This window comes from Bacillus sp. C28GYM-DRY-1, from assembly GCF_030519405.1.
GTDB lineage: Bacteria > Bacillota > Bacilli > Bacillales > Bacillaceae > Bacillus > Bacillus spizizenii_A.
This window is the reverse complement of sequence record NZ_JAUMKF010000036.1, coordinates 1-17,471: the sequence shown is the minus strand read 5'-3', so window position 1 is coordinate 17,471 and position 17,471 is coordinate 1. Positions and strand designations below refer to the sequence as shown.

17 protein-coding genes, 1 rRNA gene, 1 pseudogene and 2 riboswitches are annotated in these 17,471 nt (G+C 41.6%); of the genes and pseudogenes, 12 read left to right on the top strand and 7 right to left on the bottom strand.

Annotation, left to right across the window (positions count from 1 at the left end):
• Positions 1-274: 274 nt before the first annotated feature.
• Complete coding sequence (locus Q3W56_RS20175; protein WP_010330103.1) at positions 275-1,405, top strand: Rap family tetratricopeptide repeat protein; 1,131 nt, start codon at positions 275-277, stop codon at positions 1,403-1,405.
• Positions 1,395-1,547: a hypothetical protein gene (locus Q3W56_RS20170; protein WP_302896662.1), complete on the top strand. Its 153-nt coding sequence runs from the start codon at positions 1,395-1,397 to the stop codon at positions 1,545-1,547. The genes Q3W56_RS20175 and Q3W56_RS20170 overlap by 11 nt, the downstream gene beginning before the upstream one ends.
• Before the next feature lie 29 nt (positions 1,548-1,576).
• On the opposite strand, the pseudogene Q3W56_RS20165 reads toward Q3W56_RS20170, so the two are convergent.
• A pseudogene (locus tag Q3W56_RS20165) lies at positions 1,577-1,890 on the bottom strand (YolD-like family protein).
• A 683-nt stretch (positions 1,891-2,573) separates the two neighbouring features.
• Here Q3W56_RS20165 and Q3W56_RS20160 point away from each other — a divergent pair.
• The 3 genes from Q3W56_RS20160 (at position 2,574) to Q3W56_RS20150 (ending at position 5,506) form a co-directional block, all read left to right on the top strand.
• Entirely contained in the window at positions 2,574-4,133 is a 1,560-nt protein-coding gene (locus tag Q3W56_RS20160) for an MFS transporter (protein ID WP_302896660.1), read from the top strand.
• Positions 4,134-4,285: 152 nt separating this feature from the next.
• Positions 4,286-5,134 carry a glucosaminidase domain-containing protein gene (locus tag Q3W56_RS20155; RefSeq protein WP_302896659.1) on the top strand — a complete coding sequence of 283 codons (849 nt, stop codon included), beginning with the start codon at positions 4,286-4,288 and terminating at the stop codon, positions 5,132-5,134.
• A 108-nt stretch (positions 5,135-5,242) separates the two neighbouring features.
• Positions 5,243-5,506: a YiaA/YiaB family inner membrane protein gene (locus tag Q3W56_RS20150; protein WP_302896658.1), complete on the top strand. Its 264-nt coding sequence runs from the start codon at positions 5,243-5,245 to the stop codon at positions 5,504-5,506.
• 35 nt (positions 5,507-5,541) lie between these two features.
• Here the strand turns inward: Q3W56_RS20150 and ktrB are convergent, their stop codons facing one another.
• The 4 genes from ktrB to cudC form a co-directional block, all read right to left on the bottom strand.
• Positions 5,542-6,879, bottom strand: a complete 1,338-nt coding sequence (gene ktrB / locus Q3W56_RS20145; protein WP_302896657.1) for a Ktr system potassium transporter KtrB — start codon at positions 6,877-6,879, stop codon at positions 5,542-5,544.
• Between the two features lie 6 nt (positions 6,880-6,885).
• Positions 6,886-7,554, bottom strand: a complete 669-nt coding sequence (gene ktrA / locus Q3W56_RS20140) for a potassium uptake protein KtrA (RefSeq protein ID WP_268401120.1) — start codon at positions 7,552-7,554, stop codon at positions 6,886-6,888.
• Positions 7,555-7,628: 74 nt separating this feature from the next.
• Positions 7,629-7,777: riboswitch (cyclic di-AMP (ydaO/yuaA leader) on the bottom strand.
• A 145-nt stretch (positions 7,778-7,922) separates the two neighbouring features.
• On the bottom strand, positions 7,923-8,459 hold the full coding sequence (gene bslA, locus Q3W56_RS20135; protein ID WP_302896656.1) for a biofilm surface layer hydrophobin BslA: 537 nt from the start codon (positions 8,457-8,459) through the stop codon (positions 7,923-7,925).
• A 211-nt stretch (positions 8,460-8,670) separates the two neighbouring features.
• On the bottom strand, positions 8,671-9,213 hold the full coding sequence (gene cudC / locus Q3W56_RS20130; protein WP_302896655.1) for a transcriptional regulator GbsR: 543 nt from the start codon (positions 9,211-9,213) through the stop codon (positions 8,671-8,673).
• A 197-nt stretch (positions 9,214-9,410) separates the two neighbouring features.
• Here cudC and betB point away from each other — a divergent pair, with 197 nt between their 5' ends.
• From betB to Q3W56_RS20115, 3 genes are all read left to right on the top strand, one after another.
• Positions 9,411-10,883, top strand: a complete 1,473-nt coding sequence (gene betB / locus Q3W56_RS20125; protein WP_302896654.1) for a betaine-aldehyde dehydrogenase — start codon at positions 9,411-9,413, stop codon at positions 10,881-10,883.
• A gap of 15 nt (positions 10,884-10,898) precedes the next feature.
• Positions 10,899-12,107, top strand: coding sequence for a choline dehydrogenase (gbsB, locus tag Q3W56_RS20120; RefSeq protein WP_302896653.1), 1,209 nt, complete (start codon positions 10,899-10,901; stop codon positions 12,105-12,107).
• Between the two features lie 87 nt (positions 12,108-12,194).
• Positions 12,195-12,776: an MOSC domain-containing protein gene (locus tag Q3W56_RS20115; protein WP_302896652.1), complete on the top strand. Its 582-nt coding sequence runs from the start codon at positions 12,195-12,197 to the stop codon at positions 12,774-12,776.
• A gap of 5 nt (positions 12,777-12,781) precedes the next feature.
• Here Q3W56_RS20115 and Q3W56_RS20110 read toward each other — a convergent pair whose 3' ends face one another.
• A complete protein-coding gene (locus Q3W56_RS20110) occupies positions 12,782-13,270 on the bottom strand; it encodes a DinB family protein (protein WP_302896651.1) in 489 nt (162 codons plus the stop codon).
• Positions 13,271-13,438: 168 nt separating this feature from the next.
• On the opposite strand from Q3W56_RS20110, the gene Q3W56_RS20105 reads away from it, so the two are divergent.
• From Q3W56_RS20105 to Q3W56_RS20095, 3 genes are read left to right on the top strand one after another with little or no spacing between them, the layout of a single operon-like run.
• Entirely contained in the window at positions 13,439-13,963 is a 525-nt protein-coding gene (locus Q3W56_RS20105) for an NfeD family protein (RefSeq protein ID WP_029317106.1), read from the top strand.
• Positions 13,964-13,984: 21 nt separating this feature from the next.
• Positions 13,985-15,517: a flotillin lipid rafts scaffold protein FloT gene (gene floT, locus Q3W56_RS20100; RefSeq protein WP_302896650.1), complete on the top strand. Its 1,533-nt coding sequence runs from the start codon at positions 13,985-13,987 to the stop codon at positions 15,515-15,517.
• A gap of 22 nt (positions 15,518-15,539) precedes the next feature.
• Positions 15,540-16,061 (top strand): GNAT family N-acetyltransferase, encoded by a 522-nt coding sequence (locus Q3W56_RS20095; RefSeq protein ID WP_302896649.1) that lies wholly within the window; start codon positions 15,540-15,542, stop codon positions 16,059-16,061.
• A 35-nt stretch (positions 16,062-16,096) separates the two neighbouring features.
• On the opposite strand, the gene thiT is transcribed toward Q3W56_RS20095, so the two are convergent.
• Entirely contained in the window at positions 16,097-16,675 is a 579-nt protein-coding gene (gene thiT, locus Q3W56_RS20090) for an energy-coupled thiamine transporter ThiT (RefSeq protein WP_019715492.1), read from the bottom strand.
• Positions 16,676-16,775: 100 nt separating this feature from the next.
• Positions 16,776-16,877, bottom strand: a riboswitch (TPP riboswitch).
• A gap of 462 nt (positions 16,878-17,339) precedes the next feature.
• Here thiT and Q3W56_RS20085 point away from each other — a divergent pair.
• Positions 17,340-17,471: ribosomal RNA gene (locus Q3W56_RS20085) — 16S ribosomal RNA — on the top strand; the annotation flags it as partial.

The following is a 17,471-nucleotide window of genomic DNA, read 5'->3' as shown; positions in this document are numbered from 1 at the left end:
ACCTAGCCAAGCGGAGCTAGGTATGCGGGAGCTCTTTTTCTGTTTTTGAAATCAGCTGAATATCCAAAAAAACAGCGTAAAACAAAAAAAGCTTGTAGAAAAACATCGTTTTCTCTACAAGCTGAGCAGGCGTAACGCCTGCTTTTTTAATATGAATTTTATTTTTAAGAATTATGAATTGAACCGAAGAAAAGTTTGCGGTTTTTTTGCGGACAAGCATTATATGTAAAATGATAAAATATTACATAAAAAGGATGGAGAGGGGGGTTAAGCCATGGATTTGGTTTTGCCATCGTCACATGTAGGCGTTAAAATCAACGACTGGTATAAAATGATTCGTCAATTCAGTGTTCCGGATGCTGAAATTTTGAAAGTTGAAGTTGAACAGGAAATTAAAAAAATGGAAGAGGACCAGGATTTACTGATATATTATTCTCTTATGTGTTTTCGTCATCAGTTGATGCTCGATTACTTAGAACCGGAGAAAAAGTATAGGACGTCACGACCGAGTATAGCTGAATTACTTGAAAAGATTGAAACTCCACAAAAAAAACTAACTGGACTCCTGAAGTATTACTCGTTATTTTTCCGCGGTATGTATGAATTTGATCATAAAGAATATGTAGAGGCCATAAACTTTTATCGTAAAGCAGAAAAAGAACTTTATGCTGTAAAGGATGAAATTGAGCAGGCAGAATTTCATTTTAAAGTAGCTGAAGCATATTACAACATGAAACAAACGCACGTCTCTATGCATCATATATTGAAAGCACTTGAAGTATATGATCAGCACCCACTATACAAAGTCCGTAAAATTCAAAGTCTATTCGTAGTTGTTGGTAACTATCTCGACTTTAAACATTACGAAAAAGGTTTACAGCATCTTGAAGAAGCTTTAAAGTTGGCTAAAGAATTAGGTCATAAAAGGCTAATTACTTCAGCACTTTACAATCTAGGCGAGAGTCACCACTATATGGACCAAACTGATATAGCTGAAGAGTATTTAAAAGAGTCTATTGCTGTTGGTGAAGAAATAAAGTCCCAGACACTCCCTCACTGTTTTTATTCATTGGCTATTGTTTTGTTCAAACAGAAAAAGGATGAGGCAAGTATAATCTTACAAAAGGGTTTAGAGTTATCGAAAGAATATGAAGATCATCTTTTTGTATTGTTGAATGAGTATTTGAAAGCCTTATACGTCGAAGGTGGTAATGAGAAAGCACTCACCAAAATATTAGATAAACTAAAAAATATCCACATGTTTTCATATATAGAAGAATTGACACTTCTCACAGCTAATTACTTCAAAGAGTCAAAAGACTATGAAAATGCTACAATGTATTATGATCAGATGGTTGAGGCACAACTTCAAATTCAGCGAGGTGATTGCTTGTATGAATATTAAAAAGCAAATCGGTTTGTCTGTTTCCTCCATAGTTATTGTGGCTGGGTTAATTGCTTTTATTGGAGGCAGTTTGCAAGTGCAGACTGATTTATCTAACACTAAAAAAGAAGAAATGCAAATGGCTGCAAGATTACAAACATAACTTGCAGTGCCCCTCTCGTTTAGAGAGGGTTATTTTGTTTCTGCAAAAACAAGCCAATCAAATGCTATATAATTAGTATCCCCTTTAAAAACTGTAGTTTCTGTTTCACTTCGTTTATGTAATGTACATCCCCTTTTACATCTTCAATAAAGCCGTCTCTGTATATACTGATGACCAGAACCGAGTTGAATTCCATCGCTTCGCAAATAGTGCGTGCCATCTCCTCCAGCTGGTATTCATCAAGAATGGGTTTTTCGATCTTCTGAACTTCTCTCTTTCTGTTTAAAAGGGCAGCCCTTTGCTCAGGCAATATGAATTTTTGTTCCCATCTCTTGTCGTAAATTCCTTAACTCATTCCGATCATCTCCTTGAATAAATTATATGCGAACGAATGTTCCTTTATCAATGGAGAAATTATTGGAAGGAATTAAGCAACATAGGGATGTAAACGAAGTACGTTATAATGCCTTTTGGGGACAGATGGGGACGAATTGGGGACCAACTTCCTCATTTTTAATCAAAAAAGAATATTTTTAATCAGAAACTTATGTAAGTAAATAACTTATGTAAGTAAACCCTATAAAATAGGGTTTGGGAATGAAACTTATGTTCGTATCGGAAACCCATCTCCACAATGGCAGCGTAGAGGTCAGGGGTTCGAGCCCCCTTGGCTCCATACCTTTACACCCTTATTTTATGAGGGTTTTTTTGTTTTTGAGAAATATTCGCTGAACCCTTTTGTTGATCAGAAATTGAACGGGCTCAAGCCGTCTTGTCTCAAAACACGATATCGGTCAAAAACTGTTCAGGCTTTTTTTACTTGAAATTTGCGCCATTGACAAATCATAATCGATTTGGAATAATGTTTGAATATATGCTCATTTGTTCACATGGCTATAATAAAATAATATCCTTTCCCAGGATAGGGAGAGGATTAGAATGAAAGCTAATGGCAAAATCTATTAGCTTCTTTTGTTTTCAAAAATGATATGTTTCGTATGTATTCATTTAGGAAGGAATGACAACATGAAGACAAAACACTATTGGGTGATCTCTTTGCTCGCTGTTTTAGCGGTTGGGCCGGGATTGATGTCTAACACGGCATTATCGTCAATACAAGGCCTTGTTCAGAAGACGGTTGGAACAAGTGACTTCGCATCGGTGAATCCAATACTGATTGGCAATATGGCCTTTGCTTTATTAGTGCCGGCAGGACCGCTGCTGAGAAAAAAATTTGGTGCCCGTCCAATCTATCTGGCTTCATTACCCGTTTTTATACTTGGCTCACTGCTTTTCGCATGTTCCAGCGATATTGCATGGATGGCGGCAGGGCGCTTTTTACAGGGAGCGGCTACAGGTGTCATGCTGATGATTATGATTCCAATGCTTGTTCTGTCATTTCCGATTGACCGCAGGAACTATGCCCTGCTTGTGCTGATCGGCGGATTTTATGGCTCTGTTATTATCGGCACGATTCTAGGAACGATTGCAACAAGCTACGGGCATTGGAGATGGCTGTTTTACTTCTTTGGCGCGCTGTCACTGATTGGTGTCGCGGTGAGCTATTTCTTTCTTCATGATGAGCATCATGGATCGGCAGAACAAGAACAGCCGCTAGATCGAGCAGGAATCATTTTATCTGTGTGCCTTGCTGCAGCCTCAGCGGTTACATTCATTTTTCTGCAAAAATGGGGACTTTCATCAGGTTATGTATGGACAGGCTTTGGAATTACGTTATGTTTGCTTCTTGTTCTATTGATTGTGGAATATAAAGTGAGAAACCCATTCATTTCTATAAAACTGATGCTGCTGCCAAAACCGGTGCTCGGTTTATTCATCATTGCTATAGGAACGATAACGGTAGCTGTCAGCCTTTCTGCTTTTCAGGGATTGCTACGGCAAATGTATGATATTTCTCAGGAGCATCTCATTCTTTTAAACGCAACTCTTTTAATCGGAGTGGCGATCGCCGCCATTGTGAGCGCTTTGTTTTATGATAAAGTCGGGCCTGGGATGCTCGGTATTATAGGTGCTCTTATTCTCGTGTTTGTGAATTTTCAATGGCTGCACATGCAGGATCAATCGTCACTTTATATATTTGCAGTGCTGTTTATCATGCTTGCCGCTGGAGCGGGACTGACAGTGGCCGCAGGGCTGATGGGAGCTGCTATGGGCGGTCCGCTGCCTGATTTGGTCAAGAGAATGACAGCTGTGCAGTTTTTAAGATTGTTTGTCTATATGGGAGTTCCAATCCTCATCGGCTTTTTCACGCAAAAAGATGCTGCCAGACAAAGCGGTTCGATGCAGGATTCTATGATGACCGCTTATCATGATCTCTTTTTCATTTCTTTTATTCTGAGTGTGCTGCTCGTTTGCCTGTCATTCTGTATGAACGCTACAGGTATGGGGCACAAGCTGGCACATAAACCGCATGATAAAGCGAAAACAGTTCCGGAAAAACCGGCCGTTTCAACACAAGGACTGTCAAAGGCTGCTGTCAAATCACATAAAGTGATACATGATACAGAATATCGTAATGCACTTAGAAAGTTTAAACAGCCCAAGCTGACTAAATTAGATACATGATCAAAACCTTTTCCTTGAGGGAAAAGGTTTTTTGTTTGCAGTCTTTTCCCAACTATATCCTTAAAGAATTGAAAAATATTAGAAGTGCAAGTAAAATTCTAAAAGGTAGATTCTTTTACATTCGTAATCTTTTAACTTGAAGGAAGGTTTTCATGGCCCGTAAAAAATTGAAAAAACGTAGACTCTTCATTTCACTATTTTTCATTGTATCGATTCCGTTAGCCCTGTTTGTCTTAGCGACAACGTTATCAAAACCGATAGAAACATCCAAAGAACCCGAAGAAATTGATGAACAGCAGGTATTTATAGACAGCCTGTCCGGACATGCACAAATTTTGTATGAGAAATATCATGTCCTCCCCAGCATCACGATTGCTCAAGCTATTCTCGAATCCGACTGGGGGAACAGCGAGCTCGCTGCTCAGGCCAACAACCTTTTTGGCGTAAAAGGAAATTATAAAGGCCGTCATGTCACGATGGAAACAGATGAATTTGAAAAAGGGAAAAGAAAAACCATTCGCGCAAAGTTTCGAAAATACAGCACGTATTTTGAATCTATGGATGACCACGCCAAATTGTTTGTCCGCGGCACATCGTGGAATAAAAAGAAGTATAAACCGGTGCTTGAGGCTGGGGATTATAAGGAAGCGGCAACGGCATTGCAAACATCAGGATATGCTACAGACCCTGAATACGCAGACAAAATCAGCACTATTGTGGAAAAATACGATTTAGATGAGTACGATGAGGTGAATCCATCGCTCAAATCAGTGGATTTAAAAGCTTCCATTAAAGACAGTGCCGTTCAAGATATATGGTCCAAGCCTTCTACTGATGATCGGTCCATAAAGCTCACCTCTGCTCAATCTTACGTCGACAAAGACATAAAGGTTGTATCCAAAAAGCAGAAAGGCCAGTCCGTATGGTACCAATTTCAAATCAATGATAAACTCATCGGCTGGATTGATGATTCAGCTGTTGAAATAAAGGAAGCAACCTGAGCCCTTTTTCCTGGTATTTTTAATTCATTGTTCCATCCAGGGGAATTTGAGGTATAATATTCCATGGAAGTTATCACTTATTAACTATGCTTTCAGGAGGGAACAAAGGTGCATAAATATAGACGGAGAAACACGGTTGCCTTTACAGTATTAGCTTATTTCACTTTTTTTGCGGGAGTATTTTTGTTTAGTATCGGACTTTATAATGCTGATAATCTGGAACTCAATGAAAAAGGCTATTACATCGCTGTTATGATCCTTGTAGCGGTCGGTGCGATTCTTACACAAAAAGTGACCCGTGATAACGCAGAGGATAACGAAATCATCGCGGAACAGGAAAAAAGACAAAATCAATCTCATACCGAATCATAAAAAATCCGGCGCTTAAATCGCCGGATTTTTTGTTATTATCCCGTAAATACCTCGCCGTCAGGATAACGGATATTTGATTTCTCTGTTTTCGCAAATGAAAACACGAACGTCAAAGGACCAATTCTTCCGATGAACATGATGACAATAATGATACATTTGCCCACTTTTGTAAGTTCAGGGGTCAATCCCATTGATAGACCGACAGTTCCGAATGCGGAAAAGGTTTCAAACACAATTTGAATAAACGGCGCTTGTTCTGTGACCGTCAGGGCGAATATCCCTAAAAACACAATGAACAAACCGGTGACGCTCACAGCTAAAGCTTTAATGATAATCGGATATTTGATGGAGCGGCGGAAAATAACCGTTTCTTTTTTACCTCGCAAATAAGCAGTTACAGACATTAAAATCACGATGAATGTAGTCAGCTTAATGCCGCTCGCCGTTGAAGCGCTGCCTGCACCGATAAACATTAATAATAAAGTAAATACAATCGTTCCTTCTCTCATACTTCCAATATCTAGAGAATTGAAGCCCGCGGTTCTTGGCGTCACAGCTTGAAAATAGGAAGCCCATAGTTTATCTCCTATATGCAGATGGCCGAGCGTGCCGGGATTGCTGTACTCTAAAATAAAGATCACAAGCATAGCGACCGCATTCAGAATCAGGGTTCCTGTCAGCATGATTTTCGTGTGTAGAGAAAAGGCTTTAAATCGCCGATTTTTCATAATGTCAAACAGAACGGTAAATCCAATCCCTCCTGTGATAAATAAGAGAGTAATCACTAGGTTAACTGTAGGATCCCCAACGTAGCTCATCAAATTATCCGGCCACAACGAAAACCCGGCATTGTTAAAAGCAGATATTGAGTGAAACAGACTGGCAAACAAGCCGGATGCCCAGCCATACTGGGGCACAAGCCTGATGGATAAGATGAGTGCTGCTATCAACTCAATACTGATGGAAAACAGAAACAGGACTTTGACAAGACCTATGACACCGCCGATTGTCGGCTGATTTAAGGCTTCCTGAACCAGCATTCGTTCTTTTAATCCGATTTTTTTTCCTAATATCATGACAATCAAAACAGCAAAAGTCATAAATCCAAGCCCGCCGATCTGAATCAGCCCCATGATGACAGTTTGCCCGAAAAGTGTAAATTCTGTACCTGTATCGACAACTGCAAGTCCTGTAACGGTTGTTGCGGAAGCTGCAGTAAAAAGGGCATCTATCCATGACAATGGCTTCATTGTAGAAATCGGAAGCTTTAACAGCACAGCCCCGATGATAATGGTGAGAAAAAAACCAATTGCCAGCACTTGAGGCGGTGTAAAACGAACCCATTTGATCACTTTATCCTTTTGAAGTGTCACCTAAGTCTACATCCCTTCGTTTTCAAAACGTTTAATATCCTTTTTGTGCCCCATGATCACCAGGCAATCCTGTTCGTGAATGACGTCTTCAGGTGCGGGGGAAAGACGGATATCTCCATGATGTTTAATGGCAAGGATTGTACAGCCGTACTTTGCTCTTACATTCAGATCAATAATTGATTTTGAATCAAGCTTATGTGTTGCCAGCAGCTCGACAATACTGTAATCATCAGATAAATCAATGTAATTTAAAACGTTCTCATCAGAAAGGCTTTGTGCGATCTTGACGCCCATATCCTTTTCAGGATGAATAATGCGGTCAGCGCCGATTTTTTCAAGCACCTTATGATGATAATGGTTTTGAGCCTTCACCCAAATATTTGGGATGTCAAACTCCTTTAATAATAGGGTAGTCAGGGTACTCGCTTGAATATTCGCTCCGATTGCAACGATCACATATTCAAAATTGCGTATTCCTAACGATAGCAATTCGTTTTCTTCAGTGGCGTTGGCGATCACCGCATGAGTTGCGTAAGAAGCGTATGCATTTACCTTTTCTTCGTTGATGTCAACCGCAAGGACCTCATGCCCCATTCTGTGCAGCTCTTTGCAAATGCTTCCGCCAAACCTGCCCAGTCCGATCACGGCAAATTGCTTGTTTTTTATTCTTCCCAATGTTCATAACTCCCTTAGTAAAATTAACGCTTTTTGAAGCAAAAAAGACCATTTCGAAGAATGGTCGCTAATAGACCTCCTCTCTGTAAACGCCTACGAGGTTAGCTGTCGGATTAGGGATTCAGAGTACCCCCTCTTACGTAGTAAGATTCACCCCAAAGCTGTTACAAAAACAGCCAATCGTTGGTTCCCCCGTTCGTATTTGATTAAGCGGAAAAAGAGACTGTATGAAATTGAACACTCAAGAATTTACTCCTGTTTCTAGAGTTTGTCAATTTAAATTTTAAACTAGAAAAAAGATAACTGGAAATAGAGGAAAAAGGGGAGGTCAAAACGCAAAAAAGACCGGCGTTAACCGGTCTTTTAGATTACTTGCAGCCGCATGGCTGAGTTGGAGGGGTGCTGCGTTTAGCAACGTCAATGCTGGCTTCTGCATAAAATTTATTTCCGATGCTCAATGATTTATTCTCCGCACGGAAAGTATATGTGCCAGCGGCAGGAAGAGTTTTGTTATTCAATTTTAATTTGAATTCGCCAGCTCCTAATAAATCAAGCGCCAGAGGGATTCTTACTGTTTTCCCGTTATTTAGGATCTGTGTTTCACGCAAGGCATTACCGTTCAACGTGTCTTTCGTATTTGCAGTAAATCCGCTTGGCAATGTAAATTCCATGACGCCAAGGCTGAGGAGCGTATTTGGACGGTACGTCAATTCGATATCTGAGAAAGACCATTCCGTTTTGCTGGCCCCTGTGATTGTTGCAAACAATGAGGCTGATGATTTTATGCTCATAGTAGGCTCAGAAGTTGATTTAGATTCAGCCGCGAAAGAAGCAGTAGGTGCAGAAACGAGTAATCCGAGACTCAATGCACTGATTGCTAGAGAAGATAATAGTTTGCGTTTCATAACAAAATTCCCCCTAAAAAAAGTTATATTATGTACAGAGGCCTGTCCGCTTTTCACCCCCTATGATTGGCCTAATGTAAATTTTATCTATATAAAAATTACCACCAAATATTTACGAAGTAAATGGGTTGTCCGGCCTATATTTTTTAAATATTTAAGTAATTGCAAATAAATGAACAAAAAACGCCCGGTTTCCCGGACGTTTTCTGTTTTAATTTGTTTCAATCGGTATAAATGTAAAAATGTCCCCGCTCTGCACCGATTCAGCAAGTCGTTTGAGCCAATCATAGTAAGCTTTAGAGCTTTCAAGCTGCTCGTATAACTGTAGTGCTTCATTTTTGATGTCCTCATTGAGACCTTCCTTGTTTATAACCTCTTGTAAATCAGCTTGAGCCTCTTCAATAGCTGCTACATTTACCTGCACTTCGCGTTCCCATTTAGGCGGAAAGAAATTTGTGAAAAATTTGAAGAAATCTTTTTCAGCCACAAAGGTATGCTTGCGGATGCCCCGGTGAAATGTTTTTTTCACTACATTTAAGTCCTGGAGCTTTTTGACGCCTGTGCTCATGCTTGGCTTGCTCATTTGCAATTCCTCACGCATTTCGTCAAGTGTCATCTCATCCCTCATATACATCGTGCCATATAAAATCCCGACACTGCGGGTAATACCGTAAAGATCCATCGTTTCAGCAATGGAGTCGATAACAAGATCCCGAGCCTGTTCTATAGCTGCAAATTCTGGATTTTCATCCATACTGACCCTCTTTTCCATTAGAAAATTAAATTCGTTAAGTTATTTCTTTATGTTCTTTATCTTAACGAAACATAAAGAAATGTCAAAAAGAAAATCAAAATGGGGCTTTGACAGTTTAAAATTCGTATGTTAGATTAAGATTGTTAAAAACATTAAATTTTTATTTAACAAACTTTATTTACGTCAAGGAGGCTTATATGAGTCAAACATTATATATTGACGGAGAATGGATCAGTGCCGAAGAAGAGCAGATCCGCAGCATTATCAATCCATTTAATCAAGAAGAAATTGCAACCGTAAGCGAAGGAGGGCGAGAGGACGCCATCAAGGCAATTTCAGCCGCGCGAAGAGCATTTGACAAAGGAGAATGGTCATCTCTATCCGGGCTTGAACGCGGGAAGATTGTTCTGAAAATTGCGGAATTAATCAGACGCGACCTTGATGAGCTGGCTGAGCTTGAATCGCTTGATACGGGAAAAACACTCGAAGAAAGCAAGGCGGATATGGACGATATTGCCAATGTTTTTCAATATTACGCCGGATTGGCAGATAAAGATGGCGGAGAGATCATTTCATCTCCGGTCCCTGATTCAGAAAGCAAAATTATCAGAGAGCCAATTGGGGTTTGCGGCCAGATTACTCCGTGGAATTACCCGCTCCTGCAGGCGAGCTGGAAAATCGCGCCTGCATTGGCTGCAGGAAATACGATCGTCATGAAGCCGAGTGAGATTACACCGCTAACGACAATCAAAGTCTTCAAGCTAATGGAAGAGGCCGGTGTTCCCGAAGGTGTCGCAAATCTTGTGCTTGGGCCGGGAGCCACAGTGGGCGACGAGCTTGCCGTAAACAAAGACGTCGATTTGATTTCGTTTACGGGTGGAGTCGAAACAGGCAAAAAAATCATGCGGGCCGCAAGCGGAAACGTCAAAAAAATTGCGCTTGAACTTGGCGGAAAGAATCCAAATATCGTTTTCAAGGATGCAGATCTAGAAGTTGCTGTCGATCAGGCATTAAACGCTGTATTTTTCCATGCCGGCCAAGTATGCTCCGCCGGTTCCCGCTTGCTTGTTGAAGATGCCATTCACGATCAATTTTTAACAGAGCTTGTCAAACGGGCAAAACGCATAAAACTCGGAAATGGTTTTCACGAAGAGACAGAAAGCGGCCCGCTTATTTCTGCAGAGCACAGGGCAAAGGTAGAAAAATATGTAAAGATCGGAATAGAAGAAGGCGCGAAGCTTGAGACAGGCGGCAAACGCCCCGAAGACCCTGCGCTTCAAAATGGCTTTTTCTATGAACCTACTATTTTTTCAAACTGTAAATCTGATATGAGAATTGTTCAGGAAGAGGTTTTCGGTCCTGTATTGACAGTCGAAACCTTCAGCTCTGAAGAAGAGGTCATCGCGCTTGCGAATGATACCATCTATGGCTTGGCCGGAGCGGTATGGTCTAAAGATATTGAAAAGTGCGAACGCGTAGCATCCCGCTTGAGAATGGGAACAGTTTGGATTAACGATTTCCATCCGTACTTTGCACAGGCGCCATGGGGTGGCTATAAGCAATCCGGGTTCGGACGAGAGCTTGGAAAAATAGGTCTTGAAGAATACACGGAAGTCAAACATGTATATCGCAATACAAAACCGGCAGCGGTTAATTGGTTCAATTCATAAGAGGGGGAGTTAATGATGACATTAAATATGAAGATAGAAAGCATGCACAAATTCCACACATTTGAAATTCCGACTGTGATTAAGCACGGAATCGGAGCCGTCAAAAATACGGGTGAAGAAGTTGCTTCTCTTGGCGTTTCAAAGGCACTCCTTGTCACAGACCCAGGAATTTATAAAGCCGGCGTCGTAGATCCTGTTATCGAATCACTTAAAGATGCAGGCATTGAAGTGGTGCTCTTTAATAAAGTAGAGCCAAACCCGCCTGTCCGTCTGGTGAATGAAGGTTCTGAGCTTTACAGAAAAGAGAACTGTAATGGTTTGGTGGCAGTCGGAGGCGGAAGCTCCATGGATACTGCAAAAGCAATCGGAGTAGAAGCCACTCACGAAGGAAGCGTGCTGGATTATGAAGCGGCAGATGGGAAAAAACCGCTGGAAAACCGTATTCCTCCGCTTACGACAATTCCGACAACGGCTGGAACTGGATCAGAAGTAACTCAATGGGCAGTTATCACAGATGAAGAAAGAGAATTTAAATTCAACACGGGCGGTCCACTGATTGCAGCGCACCTGACCATCATTGATCCTGAACTTCATATTTCAATGCCTCCGCATGTAACAGCCATGACGGGAATTGATGCGCTTGCTCATGCCATTGAGTGCTATACAATGAAATTTGCGCAGCCAATCACGGATGCAGTTGCCTTGATGGCGATTGAATACGCCGCTCATTATATTAAAAGAGCATTTGCTGACGGAGAGGATCTGGAAGCAAGATATGGAATGGCGCAGGCTGCGATGCTTGCAGGTCTCTCTTACGGCAGTGAATCAGCGGGCGCGGCTCATGCGATGAGCCAAACGCTTGGCGGTATTATCCCAGTTGCTCACGGTCAATGTGTGGCTGCGATGATGGGTCCTGTCATGGAGTACAACTGGAAGGGCTACCCTGAGAAATTTGCACGTATTGCGAAAGCGTTCGGTATTGATACAAGCAATATGACAACAGAAGAAGCTGCGAAAGCATCTGTCAATTGGATGTATGACCTGGTCGAAGACTTAGAAGTACCGACTTTAGAAGAGCAGGGAGTATCACCTGATATGATCGAACGTTTGTCAAAAGAAGCGATGAAAGATCCGCAAACCTTTGGAAACCCTAGAGATTTAAATGAAAAAGCATATAATTGGATCTACAAGCGCTGCTTTAACCTTACACCTAAAACGGTATAACTACATGTCCCGCTCCTTTACAGAGCGGGATTTTTCTGGATAATGAAGCATAGATGGAAATTTTAGAGAAGAAGGAAGGTGCTGCTGATGTGGAAGCGTATGGCCGCAAAAGCGGAAGGCGTATATATCGCAGATACAGAAAGCTTCATAACAAAGCAAATGGACAAGCTTGATTTTGATTATGGCGGCATCCCCGGCGACTTGCATTTTGGCCTGACCAAAAAAGCGGGGGCCAGAGAACCGATGTTTTCAAGAGGGACTGAAATTTTCAACCGAAGACAAATTTCTATTGTTTCAATAGAGGAATGTGATGAAATTGCTTTAAAAATAGGAGTGCCGAGCATTTTGCCGGAATGGCTCGGGGCGAATGTGGCAGTCAGCGGCATACCCGATCTTACTTCATTAAAAGAAGGAAGCCGGCTCATTTTTCCAAGCGGAGCCGCTTTGCTGTGTGAGGGAGAAAATGATCCGTGTATTCAGCCGGGAGAAGTCATTCAGTCTTATTATCCGGACAAGCCGAAGCTGGCACCGGCTTTTGTCCGCCACGCACTGGGCATAAGAGGGATTGTCTGCATTGTTGAGAGGCCCGGAGCTGTTTACGCAGGTAATGAAATAGTAGTTCATTCCTATCAGCGGAAAGCCAAACCACGAAAAGCAGAAAGGGTCTGATCAAATCAGGCCCTTTCTATTTTCTCTTTAATTTCTTTAATCTGGCTGAGGTGCCGTTTTTCATGGTGGCCGATAAAATCGATCCACTGTTTCACAGTCAACTCTTGAAACACAGGATGAGGAAGCACTCTTTCAAAATCTTCTTCTTTCAGAGAGGCAATTGCAGCAGTCAGTTGCTCTCTCACAACATCAAGTTCGCGTTTCATTTGGCTTCCTGAAATGAAATCATGTTCAGGCTCAAGATGACTCGGAGCTTTCCGTTTATTATTTCTACCCTGTGCTACCTCAAGGTTTTTTTCTTCAACTTCTTTAACAGGAGCTTCCTTTACACGTTCCTTCAGCATTTTTTGTGCAGCCATATCGATTTTTTTTAGATGGTCAAGCACTTCCCGTATGCTCCATTCCCCAGCAGAGGGCTTTTGATTCAGCTTTTCGTCAGAAAGTCCTTTCACTTCGTTCCACGTTTCTAATCTGGCTTCATTAAAGATACTCATCATATCTCCTCCTAAAATGACATTACCATATATATAAGCAATTATCATTTATCAAGCATTTAAAAATAGGTTATTTATCTTAAAATTTTGAAACCTTTTCTGCTGTATCTCGTATAAATGGTAACGGCGGCCGTTCATCAATGCATTGATGAAGAAAGGATGAGGAAATTGGAGTTATTTGGCGTTCCTATACACACAATTTATCTTTACACGCTTATTATTGCGGGCAGCCTTACGCTGTTATTTCTGTTTTTCGGAGATGTATTTGCAGGACTGTCAGAAGGCATTCCTTTTCTTAATCCGACATTGATGCTCGCATTTTTTACATGTTTTTCAGCCGGCGGATATATAGGCGAGCTCATATTGCCCCTGTCGAGCCTGTTGATCGCCCTTTTATCTTGTATTCTTTCGATCATGCTGGTGGTATTGCTTCACACCTTTGTACTGGTACCATTATCATCTGCAGAAGAATCATTGGTTTATAAAGAAGACGATCTAAGAGGAAGAGTCGGTAAAGTCATTACAGCTGTTCCTGTTGATGGGTTTGGTGAAGTGGTCATTGAAGGGATAGGCGGCACCATCTCAAAGTCAGCAGTCAGCTTTGATAATGAGCAAATCAGTTACGGTACAGCTGTTTTGATTGTAGATGTTAACAACGGAGTTCTTTCAGTCACTCCGCATGAACCTATTTAAACAACCAAGGAGGAATGTGAAATGACAATGCCGATTATAATTGTCATCGGAGTTGTATTCTTTTTATTAATTGCACTTATTGCCGTGTTTATCACAAAGTATCGTACGGCAGGGCCTGATGAAGCGTTAATCGTAACGGGGAGCTATCTGGGCAACAAAAATGTTCATGTCGATGAAGGGGGCAATCGTCTTAAAATCGTCCGCGGCGGAGGAACCTTTGTCCTTCCCGTCTTCCAGCAGGCAGAGCCGCTAAGCCTATTATCAAGCAAACTCGATGTATCGACACCTGAAGTCTATACAGAACAAGGCGTGCCTGTAATGGCCGATGGAACTGCGATTATTAAAATCGGCGGTTCTATAGGAGAAATCGCTACAGCTGCCGAACAATTTTTAGGGAAATCAAAAGACGACCGTGAGCAGGAAGCGCGGGAGGTTTTAGAAGGCCACCTTCGTTCCATTCTCGGCTCAATGACAGTTGAAGAAATCTATAAAAACAGAGAAAAATTCTCTCAAGAGGTACAGCGTGTGGCTTCGCAGGATCTCGCAAAAATGGGGCTTGTGATTGTCTCCTTTACCATTAAAGATGTACGTGATAAAAACGGTTATCTTGAATCATTAGGGAAACCGAGAATCGCTCAAGTAAAACGGGATGCTGATATCGCGACAGCAGAGGCTGATAAAGAAACCCGAATTAAGCGGGCAGAATCCGATAAAGATGCAAAAAAATCAGAACTTGAACGGGCGACTGAAATCGCTGAGGCTGAAAAAATCAATCAGCTCAAAATGGCTGAATATCGCAGAGAGCAAGATACGGCAAAAGCGAATGCCGACCAGGCGTATGATTTAGAGACTGCTAGGGCGCGCCAGCAAGTCACAGAGCAGGAAATGCAGGTTAAAATTATTGAACGCCAAAAACAAATCGAGCTTGAAGAAAAAGAAATTCTTCGCCGTGAACGACAATATGACTCAGAGGTAAAGAAAAAAGCCGATGCAGACCGTTATTCAGTCGAGCAGTCCGCAGCCGCTGAGAAAGCCAAACAGCTTGCAGAAGCCGATGCCAAGAAGTACAGTATTGAAGCAATGGCGAAGGCTGAGGCTGAAAAAGTCAGAATTGACGGGCTAGCAAAAGCGGAAGCTGAAAAAGCAAAAGGGGAAACAGAAGCAGAGGTTATCCGTCTAAAAGGTCTTGCAGAAGCGGAAGCAAAAGAGAAAATTGCCGCTGCCTTTGAACAGTACGGCCAGGCTGCGATTTTCGATATGATCGTAAAAATGCTTCCGGAATACGCGAAACAAGCAGCAGCACCGCTTTCAAATATTGATAAAATTACTGTTGTTGATACAGGGGGAAGTGGTGAATCTAGCGGCGCCAACAAAGTAACCAGCTATGCGACAAACTTAATGTCAAGCCTTCAAGAAAGCTTAAAAGCATCGTCGGGAATTGACGTAAAAGAAATAATTGAGAACTTTTCAGGAAAAGGAAATGTAAAACAAAGCATTAACGAATTAACAAATGAAATAAAAGAAGCAAAAGAGACCCAAACACGAGAAGAATGATTAAGGAAAGGATAGAACCACGATGGTAACTGTCAGAGAAGCAAAGTTAGAAGATATAAAGGACATTGCAAAAGTGCATGTGGATAGCTGGAGGACAACATATCGCGGAGTTGTCCCGGCTGAATACTTAAACAGTCTGAACTACAAAGAATTTGAAGACAAATGGAAAAGTCGTTCATTAAGAGGTGTATTTGTGGCTCAGGATGAAAAAGATACGATATTCGGCTTTGCTTCGTTTGGTCCTATTCGCTCTGATCAAGAAGGCTATGACGGTGAGCTGTACGCTATTTACCTTTTAGAGGAGCATCAGCGGCAAGGTGCAGGCAAAGCGCTCTTAGCAAAAGGGGTGGAGTTTTTGCTTCATCAAGGATTTTCGAGTATGTTTGTTTGGGGAATTGAGAAGAACCCTTCGATTACATTTTATCAGGCCTTTTCACCCGAAAGAATAGCGGAGGACAGCTTTGAAATCGCGGGAGAAAGGCTGAAGGAAGTAGGGTTTGGCTGGCCAGATCTTTCTGCTTTGAAAACAACTCTTAACAGATAACAAAAAACAACCCCCAGCATATGGGGGTTGTCACGTTAAGCTTTGTCAGTTTTGAGCAAACGGGGTGCTGTCATAAATAATAAACAAAGGACAATGGCGCAAATGATGAATGAAGGAACCATATAAGTAGCATTATAAGTTAAGGAATAAATCCATACCGGTGTTCCCTTTGGGGCGTAGCTGCCGAAAAACACTGCCCCTGAAATGACATGCGCGGCATAGCGCAGGAAACTGCCGATCAAAACTGCGCTGACCACTGAAATAACTAATTTCCCTTTTGTTTTGGATACAGCGGCTTTACGGACAGAAGAAGCGAAACATCCGCTAATTCCGATAGCTGCGAACGCGACAATGTAATCTAACAATAGCTGTATAGGATGTTGTGGGAATAAGTTTCCGATTGCGATTTGAACCAGACCTGTCAGCAGGCCGGTAGTAAGGCCAGCTTTAACACCCCAACGAAATGAGATCAAAAAGATTGGAATCATCATGATGGAGACCGAGCCTCCTTGAGGCATCCTAAGAAACATTCCTGAGACGATGTCTAAAATAACAGCAGCCGCAGTCATAATTGCTATTTCAATAAGGCGAACCAGTTGCTTAGATTGATTCATAAAAATCCCCTTCCATGGATAGACAATCCAAAAGGACAACAAAAAAGCAGCACGCGGAAGGATGAGAAAAGTTCCACGCACTGCTTTACGAGCTGCAATTCATTTGACTTTGCCACATCCCTACGCCAGCGTTAACTAACAGGTTCAAAGGGTCAGAACGAAACCGCTCACTCTCAGCTTTAATGCTCCCCTTGTGGTCATCTATATTTAATTCGTTTCTACTATACAAGAAAAAGAAAAAAACAACAAGATCACATTACTGTTGTATATGTTCTTTTTATATAGATATAAGATAAGTACGAGATAGATGAAATACGAGGTTTATAGTTTATTTGTTTTATAGAACTTTTTTCAAAAAAACTATTGCAATAAATAAATACAGATGTTATATTATTAAACGTCGCTGATGAACAGCAGACAAAACAAGAAGCTTCATAAAACAATTAAAAAAAGTTGTTGACAAGAAAGAAGCTGAATGTTATATTATTAAAGCTGCTTCATTGAGAAGCGACAAAATGATCTTTGAAAACTAAACAAGACAAAACGTACCTGTTAATTCATTTTTATAAATTCGCACAGAGATGTGCGTAGTCAGGGGCCTGCACAATGCAGGTCATGCAGATGTTGTCACAGCATGTGACAAACTTAATCTGCGCTCCATTACTTCATGGAGAGTTTGATCCTGGCTCAGGACGAACGCTGGCGGCGTGCCTAATACATGCAAGTCGAGCGGACAGATGGGAGCTTGCTCCCTGATGTTAGCGGCGGACGGGTGAGTAACACGTGGGTAACCTGC

Excerpts from the sequence above, each read along its gene's own strand:
- Q3W56_RS20175 (WP_010330103.1), top strand. The coding sequence starts at position 275 with ATGGATTTGGTTTTGCCATCGTCACATGTAGGCGTTAAAATCAACGAC.
- Q3W56_RS20170 (WP_302896662.1), top strand. The coding sequence starts at position 1,395 with ATGAATATTAAAAAGCAAATCGGTTTGTCTGTTTCCTCCATAGTTATT.
- Q3W56_RS20160 (WP_302896660.1), top strand. The coding sequence starts at position 2,574 with ATGAAGACAAAACACTATTGGGTGATCTCTTTGCTCGCTGTTTTAGCG.
- Q3W56_RS20155 (WP_302896659.1), top strand. The coding sequence starts at position 4,286 with ATGGCCCGTAAAAAATTGAAAAAACGTAGACTCTTCATTTCACTATTT.
- bslA (WP_302896656.1), bottom strand. The coding sequence starts at position 8,459 with ATGAAACGCAAACTATTATCTTCTCTAGCAATCAGTGCATTGAGTCTC.
- cudC (WP_302896655.1), bottom strand. The coding sequence starts at position 9,213 with ATGGATGAAAATCCAGAATTTGCAGCTATAGAACAGGCTCGGGATCTT.
- betB (WP_302896654.1), top strand. The coding sequence starts at position 9,411 with ATGAGTCAAACATTATATATTGACGGAGAATGGATCAGTGCCGAAGAA.
- gbsB (WP_302896653.1), top strand. The coding sequence starts at position 10,899 with ATGACATTAAATATGAAGATAGAAAGCATGCACAAATTCCACACATTT.
- Q3W56_RS20115 (WP_302896652.1), top strand. The coding sequence starts at position 12,195 with ATGTGGAAGCGTATGGCCGCAAAAGCGGAAGGCGTATATATCGCAGAT.
- Q3W56_RS20110 (WP_302896651.1), bottom strand. The coding sequence starts at position 13,270 with ATGAGTATCTTTAATGAAGCCAGATTAGAAACGTGGAACGAAGTGAAA.
- floT (WP_302896650.1), top strand. The coding sequence starts at position 13,985 with ATGACAATGCCGATTATAATTGTCATCGGAGTTGTATTCTTTTTATTA.
- Q3W56_RS20095 (WP_302896649.1), top strand. The coding sequence starts at position 15,540 with ATGGTAACTGTCAGAGAAGCAAAGTTAGAAGATATAAAGGACATTGCA.
- thiT (WP_019715492.1), bottom strand. The coding sequence starts at position 16,675 with ATGAATCAATCTAAGCAACTGGTTCGCCTTATTGAAATAGCAATTATG.